The organism is Yersinia sp. 2541 StPb PI (assembly GCF_052217145.1).
Classification (GTDB): Bacteria; Pseudomonadota; Gammaproteobacteria; order Enterobacterales; family Enterobacteriaceae; genus Yersinia; species Yersinia enterocolitica_E.
The window spans coordinates 2,987,370-3,007,184 of record NZ_JAZGQB010000001.1 but is presented as its reverse complement, the minus strand read 5'-3'; the positions used below and the strand labels follow the sequence as shown (position 1 = coordinate 3,007,184).

Here is a 19,815-nt window from a genome sequence, read left to right as displayed (position 1 = left end):
AAGGATAACCTGATGAACTATATAAAGAACCCGCAGGAAATAGAGCAAAACAGTTTTGCCATCATCGGTGACATTATTGCCGATGAGCACCCGAACTTTCGCTTTGTCAGTGAGATGCAAGAAGCGGTGATCAAGCGGGTTATCCATACCACGGCGGATTTTGATTGGCTGGATATTCTGCATTTCTCACCGCAGGTACTAACCCATATTGCCGAGGGTATCCGCCGGGGTTGCACCCTTTATACCGATACTACGATGGCGATGTCCGGTATCAACAAAGTGCTGTTAAAGCAGATGGGATGCGAATGCCGTTGCTACATCAGTGACCCACGGGTGGTGGAGAGTGCGCCGCTACAGGGTATTACTCGCTCGATGGCCGCAGTGGATGTTGCTCTGGCAGAGTCAGGAGAAAAGCTGTTTGTCTTTGGTAATGCCCCGACTGCGTTATTCCGCTTGTTGGAACGCCACGCCACACCGATCGCGGTCATTGGTGTACCGGTGGGGTTTGTCGGGGCGGCTGAATCCAAAGATGCCTTGGTTGCCAGTGACCTGCCATGCATTGCAGCACTTGGGCGCAAAGGGGGCAGCAATGTGGCAGCAGCCATCATCAATGCCATCCTCTATCAGTTGCGGGGGGCGCTATGAGTGAGGCTACTGTCAATGACAGTCAGATGCTGCAAAACCAGCAATTAGACAGCATTTGGCATAACGGCAAACAATATCGCAAAGGTTACACCACCGGTTCTTGTGCGACGGCGGCGGCTAAAGTGGCGGCGCTAATGGTGTTGCGCCAGCAAGTGATTGACCAGATTTCAATTGTGACGCCTTCCGGTGTCACGTTATGCCTGAATGTAGAACAACCCCTCATTGAGGGCCAGCAAGCTACGGCGGCCATCCGCAAAGATGGTGGTGATGATGTTGATGCTACCCACGGCATGCTGATTTTTGCTCGCGTCACGCTGCGTGAACAGACGGAAATTACTCTGCGTGGTGGCGAAGGGGTCGGGACAGTGAGCCGTAAAGGTATTGGCCTCCCCGTCGGCAGCTCAGCCATTAATCGTACGCCACGCCAAACCATCGAGGCAGCAGTGCGCGAGGTCATCGGCCCGTTACGCGGTGCTGAAATAGAGATCTTTGCTCCCGAAGGGCAAGAGCGGGCGAAAAAAACCTATAACGGGCGGTTGGGGATCCTCGGTGGCATTTCCATCATCGGCACTACCGGCATTGTGACACCGATGTCGGAAGAGAGCTGGAAACGCTCGCTGGCATTGGAATTGGAGATGAAGCGCGCGGCGGGTGAAGATCGCGTCATTCTGGTACCGGGCAATCATGGCGAGCGCTTTGTTCGCGACCATCTGGGCCTCGACAGCCAGCGGGTGGTGACCATGAGTAATTTCGTCGGCTATATGTTGCAGGAAACCGTGCGACTGGGCTTTCGTCAGGTGCTGCTGGTAGGGCATCCCGGCAAATTAGTGAAAGTGGCCGCCGGTATCTTCCATACCCACAGCCATATCGCGGATGGGCGTATGGAAACATTGGTTGCCCATCTGGCGCTGATGGGGGCGCCGCATGCGCTACTGCTTGAAGTGAATCAGTGCAATACCACTGAAGCGGCGATGGAATTGATTGCTGAGCAGGGGTGGCAGGCGGTCTACAGCCGTATTGCCGAACGTATCTGTGAGCGAATTGCTGAAATGATGCGTTTCTCCGTTAATCCGCCGCAGTGCGATGCGATTTTATTCTCTTTCGATAATCAGGTGTTAGGCAGCAGTCGGCCTCTGGATGAAATTGTGGAGGCATTGCGATGATTACGGTTGTTGGCATCGGCCCAGGTGATATCGACTATCTGACCCCTGAAGCCCAGTGGGCTATCAGCCAGGCTGAGGTATTGGTGGGCGGGAAGCGCCATCTGGCAACATTTAGCAGCAATGTTCGTGAGTCCCGCTTGTTAGATGCGGATCTGCTGGGGTTACTGGAGTGGCTGGATAGCAACAAAACTCGCGCCATTGTGGTATTGGCTTCCGGTGATCCTCTGCTGTATGGCATTGGCAAACTGCTGGCGGCGAACTTCGGCACTGACGAGCTACATATCGTGCCCGGCATCAGCGCTATTCAATATCTGTGTGCCAAAGTGGCGCTGGATATGAATGACCTTTTTCTTACCAGCAGCCACGGGCGGGTACCCGATTTTGACTGGATTTTCCAGCATGACAAGGTGGCGATGGTGACTGACAGTATTATCGGCCCGCGTGCCATCGCCGATGCATTACATCAGCGTGGTCTGTCCCGCACCTTGATTATCGGTGAAAACCTGTCACAACCCAATGAACGTATTCACCGTCTGTCGCAACAACAGGTAGCGGCGCGTTATGACATGAATGTGGTGGTGATCCTCAATGAGAGATGATCTGTTCTTACGTGGGCAAAAAGTCCCGATGACCAAAGAAGCGGTGCGCGCATTGGCACTGGAACGGCTGGAGTTGCCTTGTTATGGCCACCTGATTGATGTGGGCGCCGGGACGGGCAGTGTGGCGTTGGAGGCGGCACTGCGCTTCCCCGATTTGCAGGTCACCGCGATTGAGCGCAACCCAGCGGCACTGGAACTGATTAGCGAAAACCGCCAGCGGCTGGGTTGCCACAATGTGGCGATTATTGCAGGCGTTGCCCCCTTGCCTAATACGGCCGCAGCCGATGCCATTTTTATTGGTGGCAGCGGCGGGCATTTAACCGATCTGATTGATTGGGCGCTGATGACGCTAAAGCCCGATGGCCGTTTGGTACTGACCTTTATTTTGCTCAACAACCTTAATGACGCGTTGGCTCACTTACAGCACTGCGCTGTCAGCCAGTTAGATTGCGTGCAGTTGCAACTCTCCACCCTGACCCCTTTGGGCAGCGGACACTATTTTAAACCTAATAATCCTACTTATCTTATTTCCTGCCACAAGGAGGCGCGCAATGTCTGAGCATCCTGATGCTGCATCAACAGCGGTACTACAACCCTGGGATACACAAAAAATCTGGTTTGTCGGTGCAGGGCCGGGCGACAAAGAGTTGATCACCCTGAAAGGCTACCGGTTGTTACAGCAAGCAGAGGTGGTTATCTACGCCGGCTCGCTGATCAATACCGAACTGCTGGAATATTGTTCGCCCGAGGCGCAATGCCACGATAGCGCGGGTTTGAATTTGGAACAGATCATCACACTGATGGTTGATGGTGTGCGGGCTGGCAAGTTGGTGGTGCGATTACAAACCGGTGACCTCTCTTTATATGGTTCGATCCGTGAGCAGGGGGAGGTGTTGAGTGAGCACGGTATTGGTTTTGTGTCGGTACCGGGTGTCAGTGCTTTTCTTGGCGCAGCAGCGCAACTGGGGGTGGAATACACCGTACCGGAAGTGGCGCAGAGCTTGATTATTACCCGAATCGAAGGGCGAACCCCGATGCCGCCGCTGGAGCAACTGGAGGCGTTTGCCGCGCACCAAACGTCGATGGCGATTTTCTTGTCAGTGCAAGAGATGGACCGCGTAGCTGAACGTTTGATTGCTGGCGGATACCCAGCGACGACTCCTGTTGCGGTGGTGTACAAAGCGACATGGGCTGAAAGCCGCACTGTGCGCGGTACGCTGGCTGATATCGCCGAATTGGTTCGCGCCGCTGCTATTCATAAAACTGCACTGATTTTGGTGGGGGCGTTCCTCGGCGATGAATACCACTATTCCAAACTCTATGATGCGGGGTTTAGCCATGAATATCGTCAAGCCTGAATCCATAGCGGTATTTTGCCTGACTCCGGGCGGGGTGCGGTTGGCGCGGCGTTTGCAGACCCACTTGCCGCTGACCTGCTTTACCAGTGAAAAACTGTTGGAACCGGGTTTTCTGCCATTCAATGGCAGTTTTGGCGACACCATCCGTGAGGCATTTAAACAGTATTCGGCACTGGTAGTGGTCGGGGCTATCGGCCTGACAGTGCGGGTTATCGCCCCGTTGGTGAATGACAAAATGAGTGATCCGGCGGTGGTGGTGATTGATGAGCGTGGGCAACATGTCATTAGTCTGTTGTCTGGTCACGTGGGGGGCGGCAATACCTTAACCCGTTATTTGGCGGGCATTCTCGGGGCCGATCCGGTGATAACTACTGCAACCGACGTTAACCAGATGGCGGCATTGGATACGCTGGCGACCCAACTGGACGGCGAAATGCAGGATTTTCGTCACGCCGTCAAAGTGGTCAATCAAATGTTGGTCAGCGAACAAAAAGTGGGTTTGTGGTGGGATACGCCTCTGCTGGCTGAGCGTGAACGCTGTGACACTCGTGGTTTTGTAGCGGTTGATTCGCTGGATCAATTGCCAAAACTGGATGCGATAGTTTGTGTCACGTTGCGCGACAGCCTGCCTCCATTACCGTTACCGGTGTACAAACTGGTGCCACGCCGGGTGGTCGCGGGTATCGGTTGCCGCCGGGCCACCTCGCTGCAAACCTTGGTTGAATTGTTACAACAGCAAATGGCCGAGAATCACTTTGACCTCATGGCGCTGCGGGCTATTGGCAGTGTCACTATCAAAAAAGATGAACCCGCGCTACATCAATTGGCTCAGTGCTGGCGAGTACCGTTCGAACTGTTCAGTGTCGGCGAACTGAGTCGCCATGAGCAACGTTTCCCTGCTTCTGATTTTGTCCGCCAAACGGTGGGTGTCGGCAGCGTTTCACAACCGGTCGCCTGGCTGATGAGCGACGGTAAATTGGTTGGCAATACTCTGCGTCAGCAGGGTGTCACCATCACTCTGGGAGTATCGCATTAATGTTAACCGTAATTGGCATCGGGCCGGGCAGTGAATCGATGATGACGCAGGAAGCTATCGCCGCAATCCGCGAGGCGGAAATTATCGTCGGTTATAAAACCTATACCCATCTGGTGAAACCCTTGACCGGGGATAAGCAGGTGATCAAAACCGGCATGTGTAAAGAGATCGAACGCTGCCAAACCGCCATTGATCTGGCGCTGGCGGGCCATAACGTGGCGCTTATCAGCAGTGGTGATGCTGGGATCTATGGTATGGCGGGCTTGGTGCTGGAGCTGGTAACGCAACAAAAATTGGAGTTGGAGGTGCGGTTGGTGGCGGGGATCACCGCCAGTATTGCTGCTGCCTCGTTACTCGGTGCGCCGCTAATGCATGATTTTTGTCATATCAGCTTGAGTGATTTGATGACGCCGTGGGCGGTGATCGAAAAGCGCATTATCGCGGCAGCGCAGGCTGATTTTGTTATCTGTTTCTATAACCCACGCAGCCGTGGCCGTGAAGGGCATCTGGCCCGCGCGTTTGAGTTAATGCAGCCGTGGAAGCGGCCTGAAACGCCAGTCGGGGTAGTGAAAGCCGCCGGGCGTAAAAAACAGGAGAAATGGATCACTACGCTGGGTGAGATGGATTTCGAACCGGTGGATATGACCAGTCTGGTGATCGTCGGTAATCAGGCGACCTATTGCCGTGATGGGTTGATGATCACGCCACGGGGCTATTCATTGTGATGAGCCATCACCCTTATCCACCGATTCATGTCTTTGGCGGTACCAGTGATGCGCGGCTGATTTGCCAATTGCTGGATGCCGCAGAGCAACGCTATAGCCTGTCGGTTGCCACTGATGCCGGTAAACAACTGGCGGGAGATATTGGCGGTGAGGTCATGGTTGGGCGGATGGATGCAGGGCAGATGGCTGATTTTTTGGCGACCAGACAGGTCCAGTGGGTGGTTGATGCCTCGCATCCTTATGCCTGCATGCTCAGTGACAATGTGGTGGTGGCCTGCGAACAGTCAAATGTCACGCTGACCCGTTACCAACGGCCAAGTGAAATTGATGTTCTGAGCCACCCTCTGCTGCACAAGGTCGATAGCGTTGCTGCGGCCTGTGAGGTGGCCAAACGGCTGGGGCCGCGGGTGTTACTCACGACTGGCAGCAAGCAGTTGGCTGAATATCAACGTGGGCTGGTGGGTAAAACCTTACTGGTTCGGGTGCTGCCCACGGCGCAAGTGCTGAACCAATGTGAGGCGCTGGGGCTGGGGGTTGACCACATTATTGCGCTGCGCGGGCCATTCAGCGCGTCTTTCAATCAGGCACTGTATGAGTTTTGCCAGCCGGATGTGGTTATCACTAAAGAGTCCGGTGCCCAGGGGGGATATCAGGAAAAAGTTGCCCCCTGTCTGGCACTGAATATCCCCTGCATTGTGGTGTGTCGCCCCGCCAGCGTGGTATTGGGCGGTATCGGTCAGCAAGTGACGTCATTAGATGAATTTAGCCAACATCTGATCCACTGGCAGCAACAACGAGGGCAATAAAATGAAAAAAGCACTGTTGGTGATCAGTTTCGGCACCAGTTATGAACAAACCCGCCAAAAGAATATTGATGCTTGCGAGCAGCAACTGGCGGCAGCTTACAGCGATCGTGATGTTTTTCGCGCGTTTACCTCGGAGATGATCATCCGCAAATTGCGCAAACGCGATGGTTTGCTGATCAACAACCCACGGGAGGCGCTAAAACACCTGGCTGAACAGGGCTATCAGGATGTCGCCATCCAATCGCTGCATGTGATAAACGGCGATGAATACGAAAAAATTGCCAATGAAGTGCGCACCTTTAGCGACTGTTTCCATCGTCTGGTATTGGGTACGCCGTTGTTAAGCAGTTTTGCCGATTACCAACAACTGCTGGTGGCGTTACAGGCTCAAATGCCGGTGCTGGCCGCTGATGAACGGGTGGTCTTTATGGGCCACGGTGCCAGCCATTATGCCTTTTCAGCCTATGCCTGTCTGGATCATCTGATGACCTCGCTGCATTTCCCGGCATTGGTGGGCGCGGTAGAGAGTTATCCAGAAATCAGCCATATCATTACCCGGCTGCAACAGCAGGGGGTGCGTAAAGTGCACTTAATGCCGCTGATGTTGGTGGCCGGTGATCATGCCATCAACGATATGGCCTCTGATGAGCCGGACTCATGGCAATCGCAACTGGAGGCCGCCGGTATCTGTGCTCACTCCTGGTTACAAGGATTGGGTGAGAACCCATTGATACGTCAAATGTTTGTCGAACATCTGGACCAAGCCTTACAACAAAAACAGCAGGAGGCAGCGTAATGAGCGGCAGACTTTATGCATTGGGTGTTGGCCCAGGTGCTAGTGATTTAATTACTGTACGCGCAGCACGGCTGATAGCCAAACTCGATGTGCTGTATGCGCCTGCCGGGCGCAAAGGTGGCGACAGTCTGGCGCTCTCTATCGTGCGCGAATACCTTTCACCACATACCGAAATCCGCACCTGTCATTTCCCTATGAGCGCTGATGATAGTGAGAAGCAAGCGGTATGGGATGAGGTGGCACAACAGTTGCAATCTGAAGTGGCCAATGGCCGTCAGGTGGGATTTATCACCCTCGGCGATGCCATGTTATTCAGCACGTGGGTGTTTTTATTGGAACGCATCGGGCGGCCTGATTGGTTGGAAATTGTACCGGGCGTAACCTCATTTGCCGCCATTGCCTCGCGTGCGGCGCTACCGCTGGCGATGGAGCAGCAGTCACTGGCCATCATGTCCTGTACCGCGCCGGAGGCCGAATTGGAGCGCGCACTGCGGGATCACGACTGTGTGGTGCTAATGAAAGTCTATGGCCGTTTTGCTCGGATCCAGGCGCTGCTGGCACGGTTGGAGCTGTTCCCACATGCGCTGTTGATGTCGGAAGCCTCATTGCCTGGCGAAGTGTGCTGGCGTCAGCTTGATAGCATCGCCGCTGACCAGCCATTGCCCTATTTCTCGACCATTTTAGTGAATAAGCAGCAACGAGTTAATGGATAACAGGTTAGTTAAATAGAGGGTTAATTAATTTTAAATTACTCCCCAAAGTGATTGGAGCAACTAATGGAAATGGAAAAAGAGTTAAAGAAACTGTCTTATAGCGGAGTGGCAATGGCAATCTTGCTCACGCTGGCACCGAATGACGTTTTTGCCATGCACATTATGGAAGGTTTTTTGCCGCCGATGTGGGCGCTGGCTTGGTGGGTGCTGTTTCTGCCATGCCTATTTATGGGATTGGTGCGCTTAAAGCAGATTGTGGCTGAAGACAGCAATCAGAAAGTGTTATTGGCGCTGTGTGGCGCGTTTATTTTCGTGCTCTCAGCACTGAAAATTCCGTCGGTGACCGGCAGTTGCTCACACCCTACAGGGGTAGGGCTGGCAGTCATCTTGTTTGGGCCGGTGGTGGTGGCGGTGCTGGGGGCGATTGTACTGCTGTTCCAGGCGCTATTGCTGGCACACGGCGGGCTGACAACGCTCGGTGCTAACGGTATGTCGATGGCGGTGATCGGGCCGGTAGTGGGTTATTTGGTGTGGAAATTGGCCTGTAAAGCGGGATTACGCCGCGATGTTGGGGTTTTCCTCTGTGCCATGTTAGCGGATTTAACCACTTATTTTGTCACCTCAGTACAACTTGGCTTGGCGTTCCCCGATCCACAATTTGGTATCAGCGGTTCAGTTATCAAGTTTATGGGGGTGTTCTGTATTACCCAGATCCCGATTGCGATTGCTGAAGGGTTATTGACGGTCATGATTTACGACCAATTGACCAAACGGCGCTTAATTCACGCGGAGAGCCACTAACATGAAAAAGACCCTGATCCTGCTGGCAATGGTGATTGCACTGGTTATTATGCCGTTTTTTATTAATCACGGCGGCGAATACGGTGGCTCGGATGGAGAGGCTGAAGCGCTGATCCAGCAAACGGCACCGCACTATGAGCCCTGGTTCCAGCCATTATATGAACCTGCCAGTGGTGAAATTGAGAGTCTGTTGTTCACGCTGCAAGGTTCCATTGGCGCAGCGGTGATTTTCTATATCTTGGGTTACTACCGGGGGAAACGCGGTGAGCATGCTGGGGATTGATAAACTAAGTTATCAAAGCCGCTGGCGGCAGGTTGACCCAATAGGGAAACTGGTGCTGTATGGCGTTTTCCTGTTGCTGGCGATGCTCAGCCCGCCGCTCTATCAGGCGTTATTGCTGATATTTATCGCCGCGCTGACCTGCTACTTGTTACGCGTTGGCCCGCGCCGTTATCTGCGCTGGCTGGCTATTCCGCTGTCATTCCTGTTGGTGGGGCTGGTGACCATTGTGTTATCCCTTTCTCGTCAACCGGAGAGTATGTGGTGGAGTATACAAATCGGTAATTGGTGGTTCGGTATCGATAAAGTCGGTCTAACCACTGCCAATCAGACCTTGTGGCGTAGCCTGGCTGCATTGGCCGCGACTTTCTGGTTTGTGCTGAATACGCCATTCCCACAGCTTATTCAGATACTTAAACGCTGCCATGCCCCCCGTTTGCTGACTGAGCAAATTTTGCTGACCTGGCGTTTTATTTTTATTTTGGCTGAAGAGGCTGCTGCTATCCATCATGCGCAGTCCCTACGGTTTGGTTATATCTCATTGCGTACTGGCTACCATTCGCTGGCTATGTTGGTGAGTATGCTATTTACCCGCGTGATGATTCGCTATCAACAGATGGTTATCTCGCTGGATATGAAACTTTATCAGGGTGATTTCCACCTGTAAGGCAGGATTTGATGTTAGCCACCAGACAGTTAGGTTTCAGCTATCAGGATGAGCAGGTATTGCACGATCTGACGCTGGATTTCAGTCAGCACGCGGTCACTGGTGTCTTGGGCGCCAATGGCTGTGGCAAATCCACCTTATTTATGAATCTGACCGGTATTTTGCAACCCCAACACGGGACTGTGCTGTGGCAAGGAGAGCCGCTGAGTTATAAAAAGGCCAGCCTGCGAGAGCTACGCCAACGGGTGACAACGGTATTCCAAGACCCGGAACAGCAGATTTTTTATACCGATATCGACAGTGATATCGCGTTCAGCCTGCGTAATCTCGGCGTGGAGGAAACGGTGATCGCCGCGCGAGTGGATCGGGCGCTGACACTGGTTGATGCGCAGGGTTTTCGCCATAAATCTATTCAGCACCTTAGTCACGGTCAGAAAAAGCGGGTGGCAATTGCCGGTGCACTGGTGATGGAAGCAGAGTATCTGTTACTCGATGAGCCGACCGCAGGGCTGGATCCGGCCGGGCGTCAACACATGATTACCATCATTGAACGCATTGTGGCAGAAGGGAAACGGGTTATTCTCTCCAGCCATGATATCGATTTGGTCTACAAGGTTTGTGACTATCTGTATGTCTTATCTCATGGTCGCTTAATGATGGCCGGTGAAACGACCGAGGTGTTTCTGCAACAGGATAAACTGCGCGCTGCCGGGCTTATCCAGCCATGGTTGGTCAAAATGCACTGCGAGCTAGGGTTACCGTTATGCAAAACGGAAGAACAACTTTTCGCGTTGATGCGTCAGCGTGAAACCGAGGAGGCGTAATGAGTTTATCGGTGATGGTGCAAGGTACCGCATCTGATGTAGGTAAGAGCGTATTGGTGGCTGGGCTATGCCGTATTTTTATGCAGGATGGCTATCGTTGTGCTCCGTTTAAATCGCAGAATATGGCGCTCAACTCAGGTATTACGCCACAGGGTGAGGAGATGGGGCGGGCACAGATTTTTCAGGCAGAAGCCGCAGGCATCACCCCTGATGTGCGCATGAATCCGGTACTACTCAAACCCACCAGTGACCGTAAGGCGCAGGTGGTACTGATGGGCAAAGTTGCCTGCAATATGGATGCGGTGGAATACCATCAATATAAGCCGCAATTGCAGCAACAAATCAGCGAGGTTTACCACAGTTTAGCCCGTGAATATGACGTCATGGTGCTGGAAGGGGCGGGTAGCCCGGCAGAAATTAACCTGCGTGACCGCGATATCGTCAATATGGGGATGGCGGCAATGGCCGATGCACCGGTGATATTGGTGGCTGATATCGATCGCGGTGGGGTGTTTGCGGCTATTTATGGCACCTTGGCCCTATTGCATCCGCATGAAAAAGCGCGGGTCAAAGGGGTGATAATCAATAAGTTTCGGGGTGACATTGCGCTGCTTAAACCTGGGTTGGAACAGATTGAAGCGCTGACGGATGTGCCGGTATTAGGGGTAATGCCGTGGCTAGATATTGATTTGGAAGATGAAGATGGTGTGGCATTACAAAATGGCAAATATCAGGATGCGGTGGAAAAAGCGCTGGATATCGCTGTCATTCACTTGCCACACATTGCTAACTTTACCGATTTTAATGCGTTGGCGGCTCAGCCAGATGTGCGCCTGCGCTATGTTTCGCAGCCTTCAGCCTTGGGGCAACCGGATCTGATTATTCTGCCTGGCAGCAAAAATACCTTGGGCGATTTACAGTGGTTGCATCACAGTGGGCTGGCCGCCGCGTTATTGGCACAACATCAACATCAGGTACCGGTGCTGGGTATCTGTGGCGGTTATCAGATGTTGGGAAAACGTATTATTGATGGTGTGGAGTCTGGCCTGGAACAGATGGCGGGCCTTGGTTTGCTGGATGTGGAAACGCAGTTTGCACAGGACAAAGTGACCACGCGGGTCAGTGGCTATTGTCTGATGGGCCTGCCGGGGATGCTGGAAAGCTGCGGCGAGCAGCAACTGGAAGGCTATGAAATTCATATGGGTGCATCCCTGCTTGGAACGGCCGCCAAGCCTTTCGCACAATTGACATTGCGTAACGGGCAAGTGGAGCAATGGTTGGAAGGGGCGGTGAACGCCGATGGCAGTGTGCTGGGCAGCTATATTCATGGCCTGTTTGACAGCCACAACTTCACTCGCCCACTGCTGGACAATTTGCGCCAACGTAAAGGGCTGGCGGCGTTTGACGGTGTGACGGTGAATTACGCCGAACATAAGCAGCAACAGTTTGATATTCTGGCAGCACATATGCGACAAAATATTGATATTGAAAGTATTTATAAAATAATGAAAACACATCGACAGGAGAGCGCGCAGTGATTTTGATTACCGGAGGTGCGCGCAGCGGCAAAAGTTCGCTGGCTGAACGGTTGGCGGCACAGGCGGCTGAGCGGGTGTTTTACATTGCCACCTCAGTGGTAACAGATGTGGAAATGGCCGCGCGGGTTGAGTTACATCGCGCCAGTCGCCCGGCACACTGGCGTACCTGGGAAGGTTATCGGGATCTGGGAGCATTGTTGGATCAGCAAGTGGAACCCGGCGAAGCGGTGATGTTGGAGTGTATTACCACCCTTATCACTAATCTGCTGTTTGAACAGGCCGGTGATACGCCGCCGGAGCAGATGGATTTCACGTTACTTGAAGTGGGGATTCAGCAACAAATTACCGATCTGCTGGCCGCCTGTGCCCGAAGTTCAGCACCGATTTATTTGGTGACGAATGAACTGGGGATGGGCATTGTGCCTGAAAATCGTTTAGCGCGACATTTTCGCGATATCGCCGGTCGGGTCAATCAGCGCCTGGCTGCTGCCGCTGACCAAGTGTTTCTGGTGGTTTCCGGGATTGAGGTAAAAATTAAATGAGCCTGCGTCTATTTCTCGCCACCTTGCAGTTTATGACCCGGATTCCGGTGCCAGAGCGCTGGACGCAAGGGTTGGCGATGGATCAGTACGAACGCGGCATTATCGGTTTCCCACTGATCGGGCTGATTGTCGGTATCATCGGCGCGCTGGTCTTTACCCTACTGGTACCTTGGTGTGGCATTCCGTTAGCGGCACTGGGTTATGTGCTGGCACTGGCGCTGGTCACTGGCGCTTTCCACCTTGATGGTTTGGCAGATACCTGCGATGGCGTGTTTTCCGCTCGTAAACGCGAGCAGATGTTGGAGATCATGCGTGATAGCCGCCTTGGGACTAACGGTGGTTTAGCCTTGATTTTTATCGTGGTGGCGAAAGTGCTGGTGGTGAGTGAGCTGGCACTGCGCGATGTACCGATGCTGGCAATACTAATGGCAGCTTCAGTGGCGGGGCGTACGGTGATTGTGTTGTTGATGTACCGCCAGCGTTATGCCCGCGCAGGCAATGGCTTGGGCAATATTTACATCGGTAAAGTTACCGGCCGGCAAACTGCCGTCACATTAGTGGGTGGCGCAATACTTACCCTGTTACTGGGGAAAGGGACTGCGCTGTTGGCACTGGTGATTACCATGGCGGTAGTGCTGTTGTTGGCAATCTATCTGCGTAGCCGTTTAGGCGGTCAAACCGGTGATACGTTGGGCGCGGCTGCCGAAATAGGTGAGTTGGTGTTTTTGCTGGCGCTGTTGTAGCTGCTTTGCAATAACAGCGTTATTTCCTGAATAATCTCAATATTGAGTCATTCTATGCGACTTTTTCTGGTACGCCACGGGCAAACCGAGGCCAATTTGCGTGGCGTTTTTTGCGGCCTGACTGATTTGGCGCTAACGCCACAGGGCGTGGAGCAGGCCGGATGGGTGGCCGATTGGTTAGCGGATGTGGATTTTAGTCAGGGCGTCAGCAGCCAGTTGCTGCGCGCCCGCCATACCGCTGACATCATACTCGCCGGGCACCGGGTGAGTGCCGATAGCGACGGGCAACTAAATGAAATGAATTTTGGTGACTGGGAAATGCGCCATCATCATGATTTACAGCGGGAAGACCCGGATGCATGGGCACAATGGGTGGCCGATTGGCAACAGGCAAGTCCCACCGGAGGAGAGTCATTCCCTCAGTTCTCTGCCCGGGTTGAAAAAGTTATCCAGCCACTGCTGTTAGCGTCGGGTACTTCACCACAAAGTAGTGATAACAATCGGCTACTGGTTGCTCATCAGGGGGTATTAAGCCTGATGTTGGCTCGTTTGCTGGCCATGCCAGCGGCGGCTATGTGGCATTTTCATTTTGATCAGGGGGCATACAGCGTATTAGAGATCCACGATGGATTTGTCACGCTGCGTGCGTTTAACAGTCGGGCTGTTTGGCAGCCTGCAATACGAGGTTAAGTACATGCAAACACTTTCATCGATTCTGCGCACGATTGCGCCGCTGGATAGCAAGGCGATGGCCCGAGCACAGGTGCGGTTGGATGGTTTACTGAAACCACCAGGTAGCTTAGGTCGCCTGGAACAACTGGCGGTTCAACTGGCTGGAATGCGGGGGTTATACGGGCATCAGGTTGAGCGCAAACAAATTATTGTGATGGCAGCAGATCATGGCGTCTACGATGAAGGCGTGGCTATTTCACCTCGAGTGGTCACGCTGGTTCAGGCGTTAAACATGGTGAAGGGGGTAACAGGTGTTTGCGTGCTAGCGGCTAATGCCGGTGTTGAAGTAAAAATTGTCGATGTGGGTATTGATAGCGAGACACTACCCGGTGTGGTGGATATGAAAGTGGCGCGTGGCAGTGGCAATATCGCCCGTGAAGCGGCAATGACTCGCCAGCAGGCAGAGGATTTACTTTGTGCCAGTGCACTGCTGACATTACGGCAGGCGGCTGAAGGCGTGAAAGTGTTTGGCGTTGGTGAGTTGGGTATGGCGAATACTACGCCAGCAGCGGCGATGGTCAGCGTGTTTACTGACAGCGATCCTGAATTGGTGGTAGGGATTGGGGCGAATTTTCCTAGCGCGCAGTTACATCATAAAGTGGCGGTAGTGCGCCGTGCTATCGAAACCAATCATCCAGATGCCAATGATGGTATTGATGTGTTGGCGAAAGTGGGTGGTTTTGATTTGGTAGGTATGACCGGCGTGATGCTTGGTGCGGCGGCGGCGGGGTTACCAGTGGTGTTGGATGGTTTCCTCTCATATGCTTCTGCGTTAGCGGCTTGCCGTATCGCACCGGGAGTCCGTGACTATTTGATCCCCTCTCATCTATCAGCAGAAAAAGGTGCAGTCATTGCGCTAAGCCATCTGCAACTCGAGCCATACTTGCAAATGGGCATGCGGCTAGGTGAGGGCAGTGGCGCCGCAATTGCCATGCATTTAGTGGATGCAGCCTGTGCCATGTATAATAATATGGGGTTGTTGGCTGAAAGTAATATTGAATTACCCACCCCCCCTTCGTCCTTGAAATTACAGGGGCGTTAGCTACGTTCATTCACCCGAATCACTTACATGAGTAAGCTCATCGGGGTTCATTCTCTTGCTGCCTACCTGTAATCACAATGACTTTGGGGGCCTTAGTCCTTGAAATTACAGGGGGTGTTAGCTACGTTCATTACTCGGCCCATCCTTGGGCCTCGTCTCGTTGAGGCCGCCGCAAGCGGCGTTCAAATCGGTTCCTGACCGATTTGTCACCCGAATCACTTACATGAGTAAGCTCATCGGGGTTCATTCTCTTGCTGCCTACTTGTAATCCCAATGACTTTGGGGGGCCTTCGTCCTTGAAATTACAGGGGGTGTTCCCTTTATCCTTGAAGTTGCAGGGGATTGGCTACATCTACCTGCAACTCGAATGGTTTTGAATTGTTCGGGTGGTTTTTAGTCGTTCAATAATCAGATAGTGTTATTATCAAAAAATAAGTTAGGTTACGCATTAACATAATTGGATAGTGGCATGCAGAAGCTTCTTTTTTCCGGTCGTATCAATTTGAAAATGATCCGCTATTTCTTAGCCGTATCAGAAGAACTGCACTTTGGAAAAGCCGCTGAACGCCTTCATATCTCGCAACCACCGTTAAGCCTGCAAATTAAAGAGTTGGAAGATGCTTTGGGTTTCCCTTTATTTATCCGGGACAGCCGTAATGTGGTATTAACTCTGGCGGGTGAGATGATGCAGGCTGAGATGAAAGAAGTCTTTGAGAATATAGAAAACTCATTAAGCCGTGTGTCTTATATTGCCCGCCATGAGCAAAGCCACCTCAATATAGGCATTATTGGTTCGGCGCTTTGGCACCAATTATTAGAGAAATTCAAACTTTTTAAAACGCTTAACCCTAACACCACGTGGTCTTTGCATGAGTTTCCGCCCAGCAAACAGTATGAAGCGCTATTAAGTAAGAAGCTTGATATCGGCTTCTGGCGTTGTGCTTCCCTAGAGCAAAGCCCGGCGCTGGTCTATCAGTGCGTTGAGAAGCAGCGGGTTGCGGTTGCGGTGTCTAATGAGAGCGCGCTGGCAGATAAAAAAATGCTCACTTTGAAAGAACTCTCCGGCCAGAACCTGATATTCCTCACTTTTGCTAACTCTGGCTACTCCAAAAATTTATATAATAGTTGCCTCGCCGCAGGTTGTAAGCCGCTGACTATTTATCAATTTGATGAACCACAGACCCAACTGGCTTTTGTAAACAGCAATCTTGGCATCGCTCTGGTTCCTGAAAGCATGCAGGAAATCCCATGGCCTAATATTAAATTCATCCCGCTGATAGACAATCTCTCCGCTGATCTGTTTGCCGTTTATCATCCCGGTAGCATGACGCGGCCGCTGGAGCGGTTGCTTGCGTTATTTTAATGCCGCTGTCACTTAGCTTTAACCAACATGACCATCGCAATAACCACTAAAGTGACCCCAGCGGCGATCTCCTGCCAATTTATTGCCTGTCCTAGCACCACATTGGTCGCAATAACCGACAGCGGTATCAGATATACATAACCTGATACTTTGGCCGGAGAGAGCACAATGCAAGCTTTTTGAAACAGGAAGAAACTTAACGCGGTGGCAAAGGTTGCAAGATAGAAAACCCCACTCCAGGTTATAACGCTAATATTTCGCCATTCGATTTCTGGCAGTTGATAGGCGACGACTGCGGTTAACAATAGCGTGGCACAGATCAAACTCCAGCCAGTGAGAACCAACGCCAGTTCGCCACGATGTAACTTCTTTACTACGATGGGATTAAGCGCCATTCCTAAGCAGCCGAACAGGAATAAATAATCAGACGGCATAAGCGACAGATGTAAAAGCTGAGATAAATCGCCCTTAAAAATAATAAGCAACGCGCCTAAAATCCCCATTAATAAGGCCACCAGCACTGACCATGTCGATTTCGATTTGAGTAACAGCATGCTCATTATCAGGCTCATTAATGGCACGGTGGTATATAACGCACTCGAATTTAATGCGCTGGTGGTCTGTAGTGAAAATATCATGCAAGCAAAATAGAGTAATGGCGGCAAACTAATTAACGTGTAGCGGCCTAAATCGCGCAATTTAGGTAATTTAAATAACCTCTGACTCACCAGTAACACCATAAAAAGCAAGCTGGCGATAGCATATCTTAACCAAGTGATAACCATGGGGGGCAAGGCATTGCTGATGGTGGCGCTGGCAATAAAAGAACCTCCTAGCAGGGCGGTAAACCCCAGCATTTGCAGATGTGCTTTAACTATTTTTGTTGTCATGTGCATACTTATTACCCTCTTGTGATCGACGATAATTGCGTGGAAATGCACCATGAACCATTACCTTTTCAGTATGGATAAGCGGGATTTTAGTATTGGTTGTGTCATAACCCCCTGCATATGATGGAGAGGAATATCTATCTCGCTACCTATTTATTATTTAGCCGGTTTATTGGATGACCCGTTTATTTGATAAATAAAAAATAATTAAGGGGTTTTATTATGACGACAGTAAATTCAAACAGTAATGCTGATTTCAGTGAATTACCCTTTCAGGCTGCCGCGTATATTCAGAAAATAAAGCCCGGATTTAAGCCTCAGGCGGCGTTTATTTTAGGCTCAGGCTTAGGCGATTTGGTGGCACAAATTACCAATGAAACCACCCTCAGTTATGCCGATATTCCCGGCTTCCCGGTCAGCTCGGTGCACGGGCATGCGGGTGAATTGGTTCTCGGTGAGCTGTTTGGTGTCGCTGTGATGTGTATGAAAGGCCGTGGTCACTTCTATGAAGGGCAAGGCATGAGCATTATGACCAATCCGGTACGCACCTTTAAACTGATGGGATGCGAGTTCTTATTCTGTACTAACGCCGCCGGCTCATTACGGCCAGAAGTATTACCGGGTTCAGTGGTGATGCTTAAAGATCACATCAACACCATGCCAGGAACACCGCTGGTTGGGCCTAATGATGATCGTTTTGGCCCACGTTTCTTTAGCCTGGCGAATGCCTATGATAAAGGCTTGCGTGCCGAGATGGCCAAGATTGCCCAACAGCTTGATATCCCTCTGACCGAAGGGGTGTTTGTCTCCTATCCCGGTCCTTGCTTTGAGACGCCAGCCGAAATCCGCATGATGCAAATCATAGGGGGAGATGTGGTGGGGATGTCGGTGGTGCCAGAGGTTTTGTCTGCGGCCCATTGCGGCTTAAAAGTGATTGCGTTAACGGCAATTACCAATCTGGCAGAAGGCTTGTCTGATGTGGTTCTGTCTCACGAACAAACCTTAAAATGCGCCAAATTGGCCTCGGTTAATTTCACCAAACTAATTGAAGCTTTTTTGAAAAGCAAAGCATCAGCCGTTCGATAAATACACTATCAACCTTTTGGTTAGTCCCCTATTGGCGTCATTGCGGCTCGCAGGCAGTAGGGGATACCGCTGAAGAGGGAAGTACCCTACAGACTCAATAAGCAAATCATATTCCCTCGACACCTTTGTATCACGGAGAATAAAAATGATAATAAAAAAACGGCTTAAAGTTATGTTCTTCCTCCAGTTCTTTATCTGGGGTGCCTGGCTGGTGACCTTGGGTGCCTATATGATGAATACCCTCCATTTTACCGGTGCGCAGGTGGGGCTAGTTTATGGTGCGAAGGGAATTGCCTGTATTTTAATGCCAAGCATTATCGGTATTATTGCCGACCGCTGGATTAAAGCCAATATTCTCTATACCTGCTGCCACCTATTGGGTGCTGTCGCGCTGCTAATTGCGGCCAATGTTTCCGATCCTAAGATCATGTTCTTAGTGATGCTGTTTAATGCGATGGTTTATATGCCGACAATTGCATTAGCGAATACGATTTCTTATATCTGTCTGGAAAAGGCCGGGCTGGATACGATTAAAGATTTCCCGCCGGTACGTGTTTTTGGCACGGTGGGTTTTATTTTTGCCATGTGGGCTATCAGTTTATCCGGTTTTGAATTGAGCAATATTCAACTCTATATTGCTTCAGGTGCGGCGCTGGTATTGGCTATGTATGCACTTTCATTACCCAGTTGCCCCACCTCTAATGCTAAGAAAGATCGCTCATGGGTTAACCTTTTAGGGCTTGATGCTTTTGTTTTGTTTAAACAAAAGAAGATGGCTATTTTCTTCTTATTCGCCATGTTACTGGGTGCTTCATTACAGATTAGCCATACGTTTAGCAGCCCATTCCTGCACGATTTTGCCAAGAATCCACTTTATCAGGATAGCCTCGTGGTGCAGTACCCGTCGCTTTTGTTATCGATGGCGCAAATTGCCGAAGTCTTTTTCATTCTGACCATTCCCTTCTTTTTATCTCGCTTTGGTATTAAGCGTGTGATGATGATCAGTATGATTGCCTGGACTCTGCGTTTCACCTTGTTTGCCTATGGTGACCCGTCCGCCAGCGGCATTGTTCTATTACTGTTATCCATGGTGGTCTATGGCTGCGCCTTTGACTTCTTTAATATTTCAGGGGCGATTTATGTCGAAAAAGAAGTCGACCACAATATCAGAGGTAGCGCACAAGGCTTGTTTATGACGATGGTAAACGGCGTTGGGGCGTATGTTGGCGCGATAAGCAGCGGGCATGTGGTTGATTACTTTACGGTCGATGGCGTAAAAGATTGGAATAGTATTTGGTTATCTTTTGCTGCTTATACTGTCGTACTGGCGGTTGTTTTTGTCTTTGCTTTTCACTATAAGCATGAACCGACTGAGTTGAATGAACGCCAGCTATCTAATTGATTATATATTATATTTTTACTATTCATGGCTCTGATTGAGGGGCGTGGCATAGAAACAAAAAAAC

General features: G+C 51.2%; 23 protein-coding genes. 22 read left to right on the top strand and 1 reads right to left on the bottom strand.

The features are described 5' to 3' along the window. Nucleotides 1-12 precede the first annotated feature (12 nt). The 20 genes from V1953_RS13540 (at nucleotide 13) to V1953_RS13445 (ending at nucleotide 16,373) form a co-directional block, all read left to right on the top strand. Complete coding sequence (locus tag V1953_RS13540) at nucleotides 13-645, top strand: cobalt-precorrin-8 methylmutase (protein WP_442851044.1); 633 nt, start codon at nucleotides 13-15, stop codon at nucleotides 643-645. Continuing rightward, nucleotides 642-1,808: a cobalt-precorrin-5B (C(1))-methyltransferase CbiD gene (gene cbiD / locus V1953_RS13535; protein ID WP_083159264.1), complete on the top strand. Its 1,167-nt coding sequence runs from the start codon at nucleotides 642-644 to the stop codon at nucleotides 1,806-1,808. Before V1953_RS13540 ends, cbiD begins: the two co-directional genes overlap by 4 nt. Then, nucleotides 1,805-2,407, top strand: coding sequence for a cobalt-precorrin-7 (C(5))-methyltransferase (locus tag V1953_RS13530; RefSeq protein ID WP_083159263.1), 603 nt, complete (start codon nucleotides 1,805-1,807; stop codon nucleotides 2,405-2,407). Before cbiD ends, V1953_RS13530 begins: the two co-directional genes overlap by 4 nt. After that, complete coding sequence (locus V1953_RS13525; RefSeq protein ID WP_083159262.1) at nucleotides 2,397-2,966, top strand: decarboxylating cobalt-precorrin-6B (C(15))-methyltransferase; 570 nt, start codon at nucleotides 2,397-2,399, stop codon at nucleotides 2,964-2,966. Before V1953_RS13530 ends, V1953_RS13525 begins: the two co-directional genes overlap by 11 nt. Then, nucleotides 2,959-3,765: a cobalt-precorrin-4 methyltransferase gene (locus V1953_RS13520; protein ID WP_372568933.1), complete on the top strand. Its 807-nt coding sequence runs from the start codon at nucleotides 2,959-2,961 to the stop codon at nucleotides 3,763-3,765. Before V1953_RS13525 ends, V1953_RS13520 begins: the two co-directional genes overlap by 8 nt. Continuing rightward, on the top strand, nucleotides 3,746-4,801 hold the full coding sequence (gene cbiG / locus V1953_RS13515; RefSeq protein WP_083159261.1) for a cobalt-precorrin 5A hydrolase: 1,056 nt from the start codon (nucleotides 3,746-3,748) through the stop codon (nucleotides 4,799-4,801). Before V1953_RS13520 ends, cbiG begins: the two co-directional genes overlap by 20 nt. Then, on the top strand, nucleotides 4,801-5,526 hold the full coding sequence (locus tag V1953_RS13510) for a precorrin-3B C(17)-methyltransferase (RefSeq protein ID WP_442851043.1): 726 nt from the start codon (nucleotides 4,801-4,803) through the stop codon (nucleotides 5,524-5,526). The genes cbiG and V1953_RS13510 overlap by 1 nt, the downstream gene beginning before the upstream one ends. Further along, complete coding sequence (locus V1953_RS13505; protein WP_442851042.1) at nucleotides 5,526-6,332, top strand: cobalt-precorrin-6A reductase; 807 nt, start codon at nucleotides 5,526-5,528, stop codon at nucleotides 6,330-6,332. The genes V1953_RS13510 and V1953_RS13505 overlap by 1 nt, the downstream gene beginning before the upstream one ends. A 1-nt stretch (nucleotide 6,333) precedes the next feature. Next, on the top strand, nucleotides 6,334-7,128 hold the full coding sequence (cbiK, locus tag V1953_RS13500; RefSeq protein WP_083159260.1) for a sirohydrochlorin cobaltochelatase: 795 nt from the start codon (nucleotides 6,334-6,336) through the stop codon (nucleotides 7,126-7,128). Then, the gene (locus tag V1953_RS13495; RefSeq protein ID WP_372558502.1) at nucleotides 7,128-7,841 is read left to right on the top strand and encodes a cobalt-factor II C(20)-methyltransferase; all 714 of its coding nucleotides are present in this window, start codon (nucleotides 7,128-7,130) and stop codon (nucleotides 7,839-7,841) included. Before cbiK ends, V1953_RS13495 begins: the two co-directional genes overlap by 1 nt. A gap of 63 nt (nucleotides 7,842-7,904) precedes the next feature. Then, nucleotides 7,905-8,642, top strand: a complete 738-nt coding sequence (cbiM, locus tag V1953_RS13490) for a cobalt ECF transporter S component CbiM (RefSeq protein ID WP_005185360.1) — start codon at nucleotides 7,905-7,907, stop codon at nucleotides 8,640-8,642. Between the two features lies 1 nt (nucleotide 8,643). Further along, nucleotides 8,644-8,925, top strand: coding sequence for an energy-coupling factor ABC transporter substrate-binding protein (locus V1953_RS13485; protein ID WP_005185363.1), 282 nt, complete (start codon nucleotides 8,644-8,646; stop codon nucleotides 8,923-8,925). Beyond that, complete coding sequence (locus V1953_RS13480; protein WP_032906397.1) at nucleotides 8,912-9,589, top strand: energy-coupling factor ABC transporter transmembrane protein; 678 nt, start codon at nucleotides 8,912-8,914, stop codon at nucleotides 9,587-9,589. Before V1953_RS13485 ends, V1953_RS13480 begins: the two co-directional genes overlap by 14 nt. A gap of 11 nt (nucleotides 9,590-9,600) precedes the next feature. Further along, nucleotides 9,601-10,413 (top strand): ATP-binding cassette domain-containing protein, encoded by an 813-nt coding sequence (locus V1953_RS13475; protein WP_442851041.1) that lies wholly within the window; start codon nucleotides 9,601-9,603, stop codon nucleotides 10,411-10,413. Beyond that, complete coding sequence (locus V1953_RS13470; RefSeq protein WP_442851040.1) at nucleotides 10,413-11,951, top strand: cobyric acid synthase; 1,539 nt, start codon at nucleotides 10,413-10,415, stop codon at nucleotides 11,949-11,951. Before V1953_RS13475 ends, V1953_RS13470 begins: the two co-directional genes overlap by 1 nt. Next, on the top strand, nucleotides 11,948-12,493 hold the full coding sequence (gene cobU, locus V1953_RS13465; RefSeq protein ID WP_442851039.1) for a bifunctional adenosylcobinamide kinase/adenosylcobinamide-phosphate guanylyltransferase: 546 nt from the start codon (nucleotides 11,948-11,950) through the stop codon (nucleotides 12,491-12,493). Before V1953_RS13470 ends, cobU begins: the two co-directional genes overlap by 4 nt. Further along, nucleotides 12,490-13,236, top strand: coding sequence for an adenosylcobinamide-GDP ribazoletransferase (gene cobS, locus V1953_RS13460; RefSeq protein ID WP_083159256.1), 747 nt, complete (start codon nucleotides 12,490-12,492; stop codon nucleotides 13,234-13,236). The genes cobU and cobS overlap by 4 nt, the downstream gene beginning before the upstream one ends. Before the next feature lie 54 nt (nucleotides 13,237-13,290). After that, nucleotides 13,291-13,926, top strand: a complete 636-nt coding sequence (locus V1953_RS13455) for an adenosylcobalamin/alpha-ribazole phosphatase (RefSeq protein ID WP_083159255.1) — start codon at nucleotides 13,291-13,293, stop codon at nucleotides 13,924-13,926. A gap of 4 nt (nucleotides 13,927-13,930) precedes the next feature. Further along, nucleotides 13,931-15,010 (top strand): nicotinate-nucleotide--dimethylbenzimidazole phosphoribosyltransferase, encoded by a 1,080-nt coding sequence (cobT, locus tag V1953_RS13450; protein WP_442851038.1) that lies wholly within the window; start codon nucleotides 13,931-13,933, stop codon nucleotides 15,008-15,010. Between the two features lie 469 nt (nucleotides 15,011-15,479). Continuing rightward, nucleotides 15,480-16,373 (top strand): LysR family transcriptional regulator, encoded by an 894-nt coding sequence (locus V1953_RS13445; RefSeq protein WP_442848811.1) that lies wholly within the window; start codon nucleotides 15,480-15,482, stop codon nucleotides 16,371-16,373. 8 nt (nucleotides 16,374-16,381) lie between these two features. Here V1953_RS13445 and V1953_RS13440 read toward each other — a convergent pair whose 3' ends face one another. Then, nucleotides 16,382-17,230 (bottom strand): DMT family transporter, encoded by an 849-nt coding sequence (locus V1953_RS13440; protein WP_372569871.1) that lies wholly within the window; start codon nucleotides 17,228-17,230, stop codon nucleotides 16,382-16,384. A 255-nt stretch (nucleotides 17,231-17,485) separates the two neighbouring features. Between V1953_RS13440 and xapA the strand changes: the two genes are divergently transcribed. Together xapA and V1953_RS13430 are read left to right on the top strand one after the other, a co-directional pair. After that, nucleotides 17,486-18,349: a xanthosine phosphorylase gene (gene xapA / locus V1953_RS13435; protein WP_083159252.1), complete on the top strand. Its 864-nt coding sequence runs from the start codon at nucleotides 17,486-17,488 to the stop codon at nucleotides 18,347-18,349. Nucleotides 18,350-18,494: 145 nt separating this feature from the next. Then, nucleotides 18,495-19,751, top strand: a complete 1,257-nt coding sequence (locus V1953_RS13430; protein ID WP_083159251.1) for a nucleoside permease — start codon at nucleotides 18,495-18,497, stop codon at nucleotides 19,749-19,751. The last annotated feature ends 64 nt before the right edge of the window (nucleotides 19,752-19,815 follow it).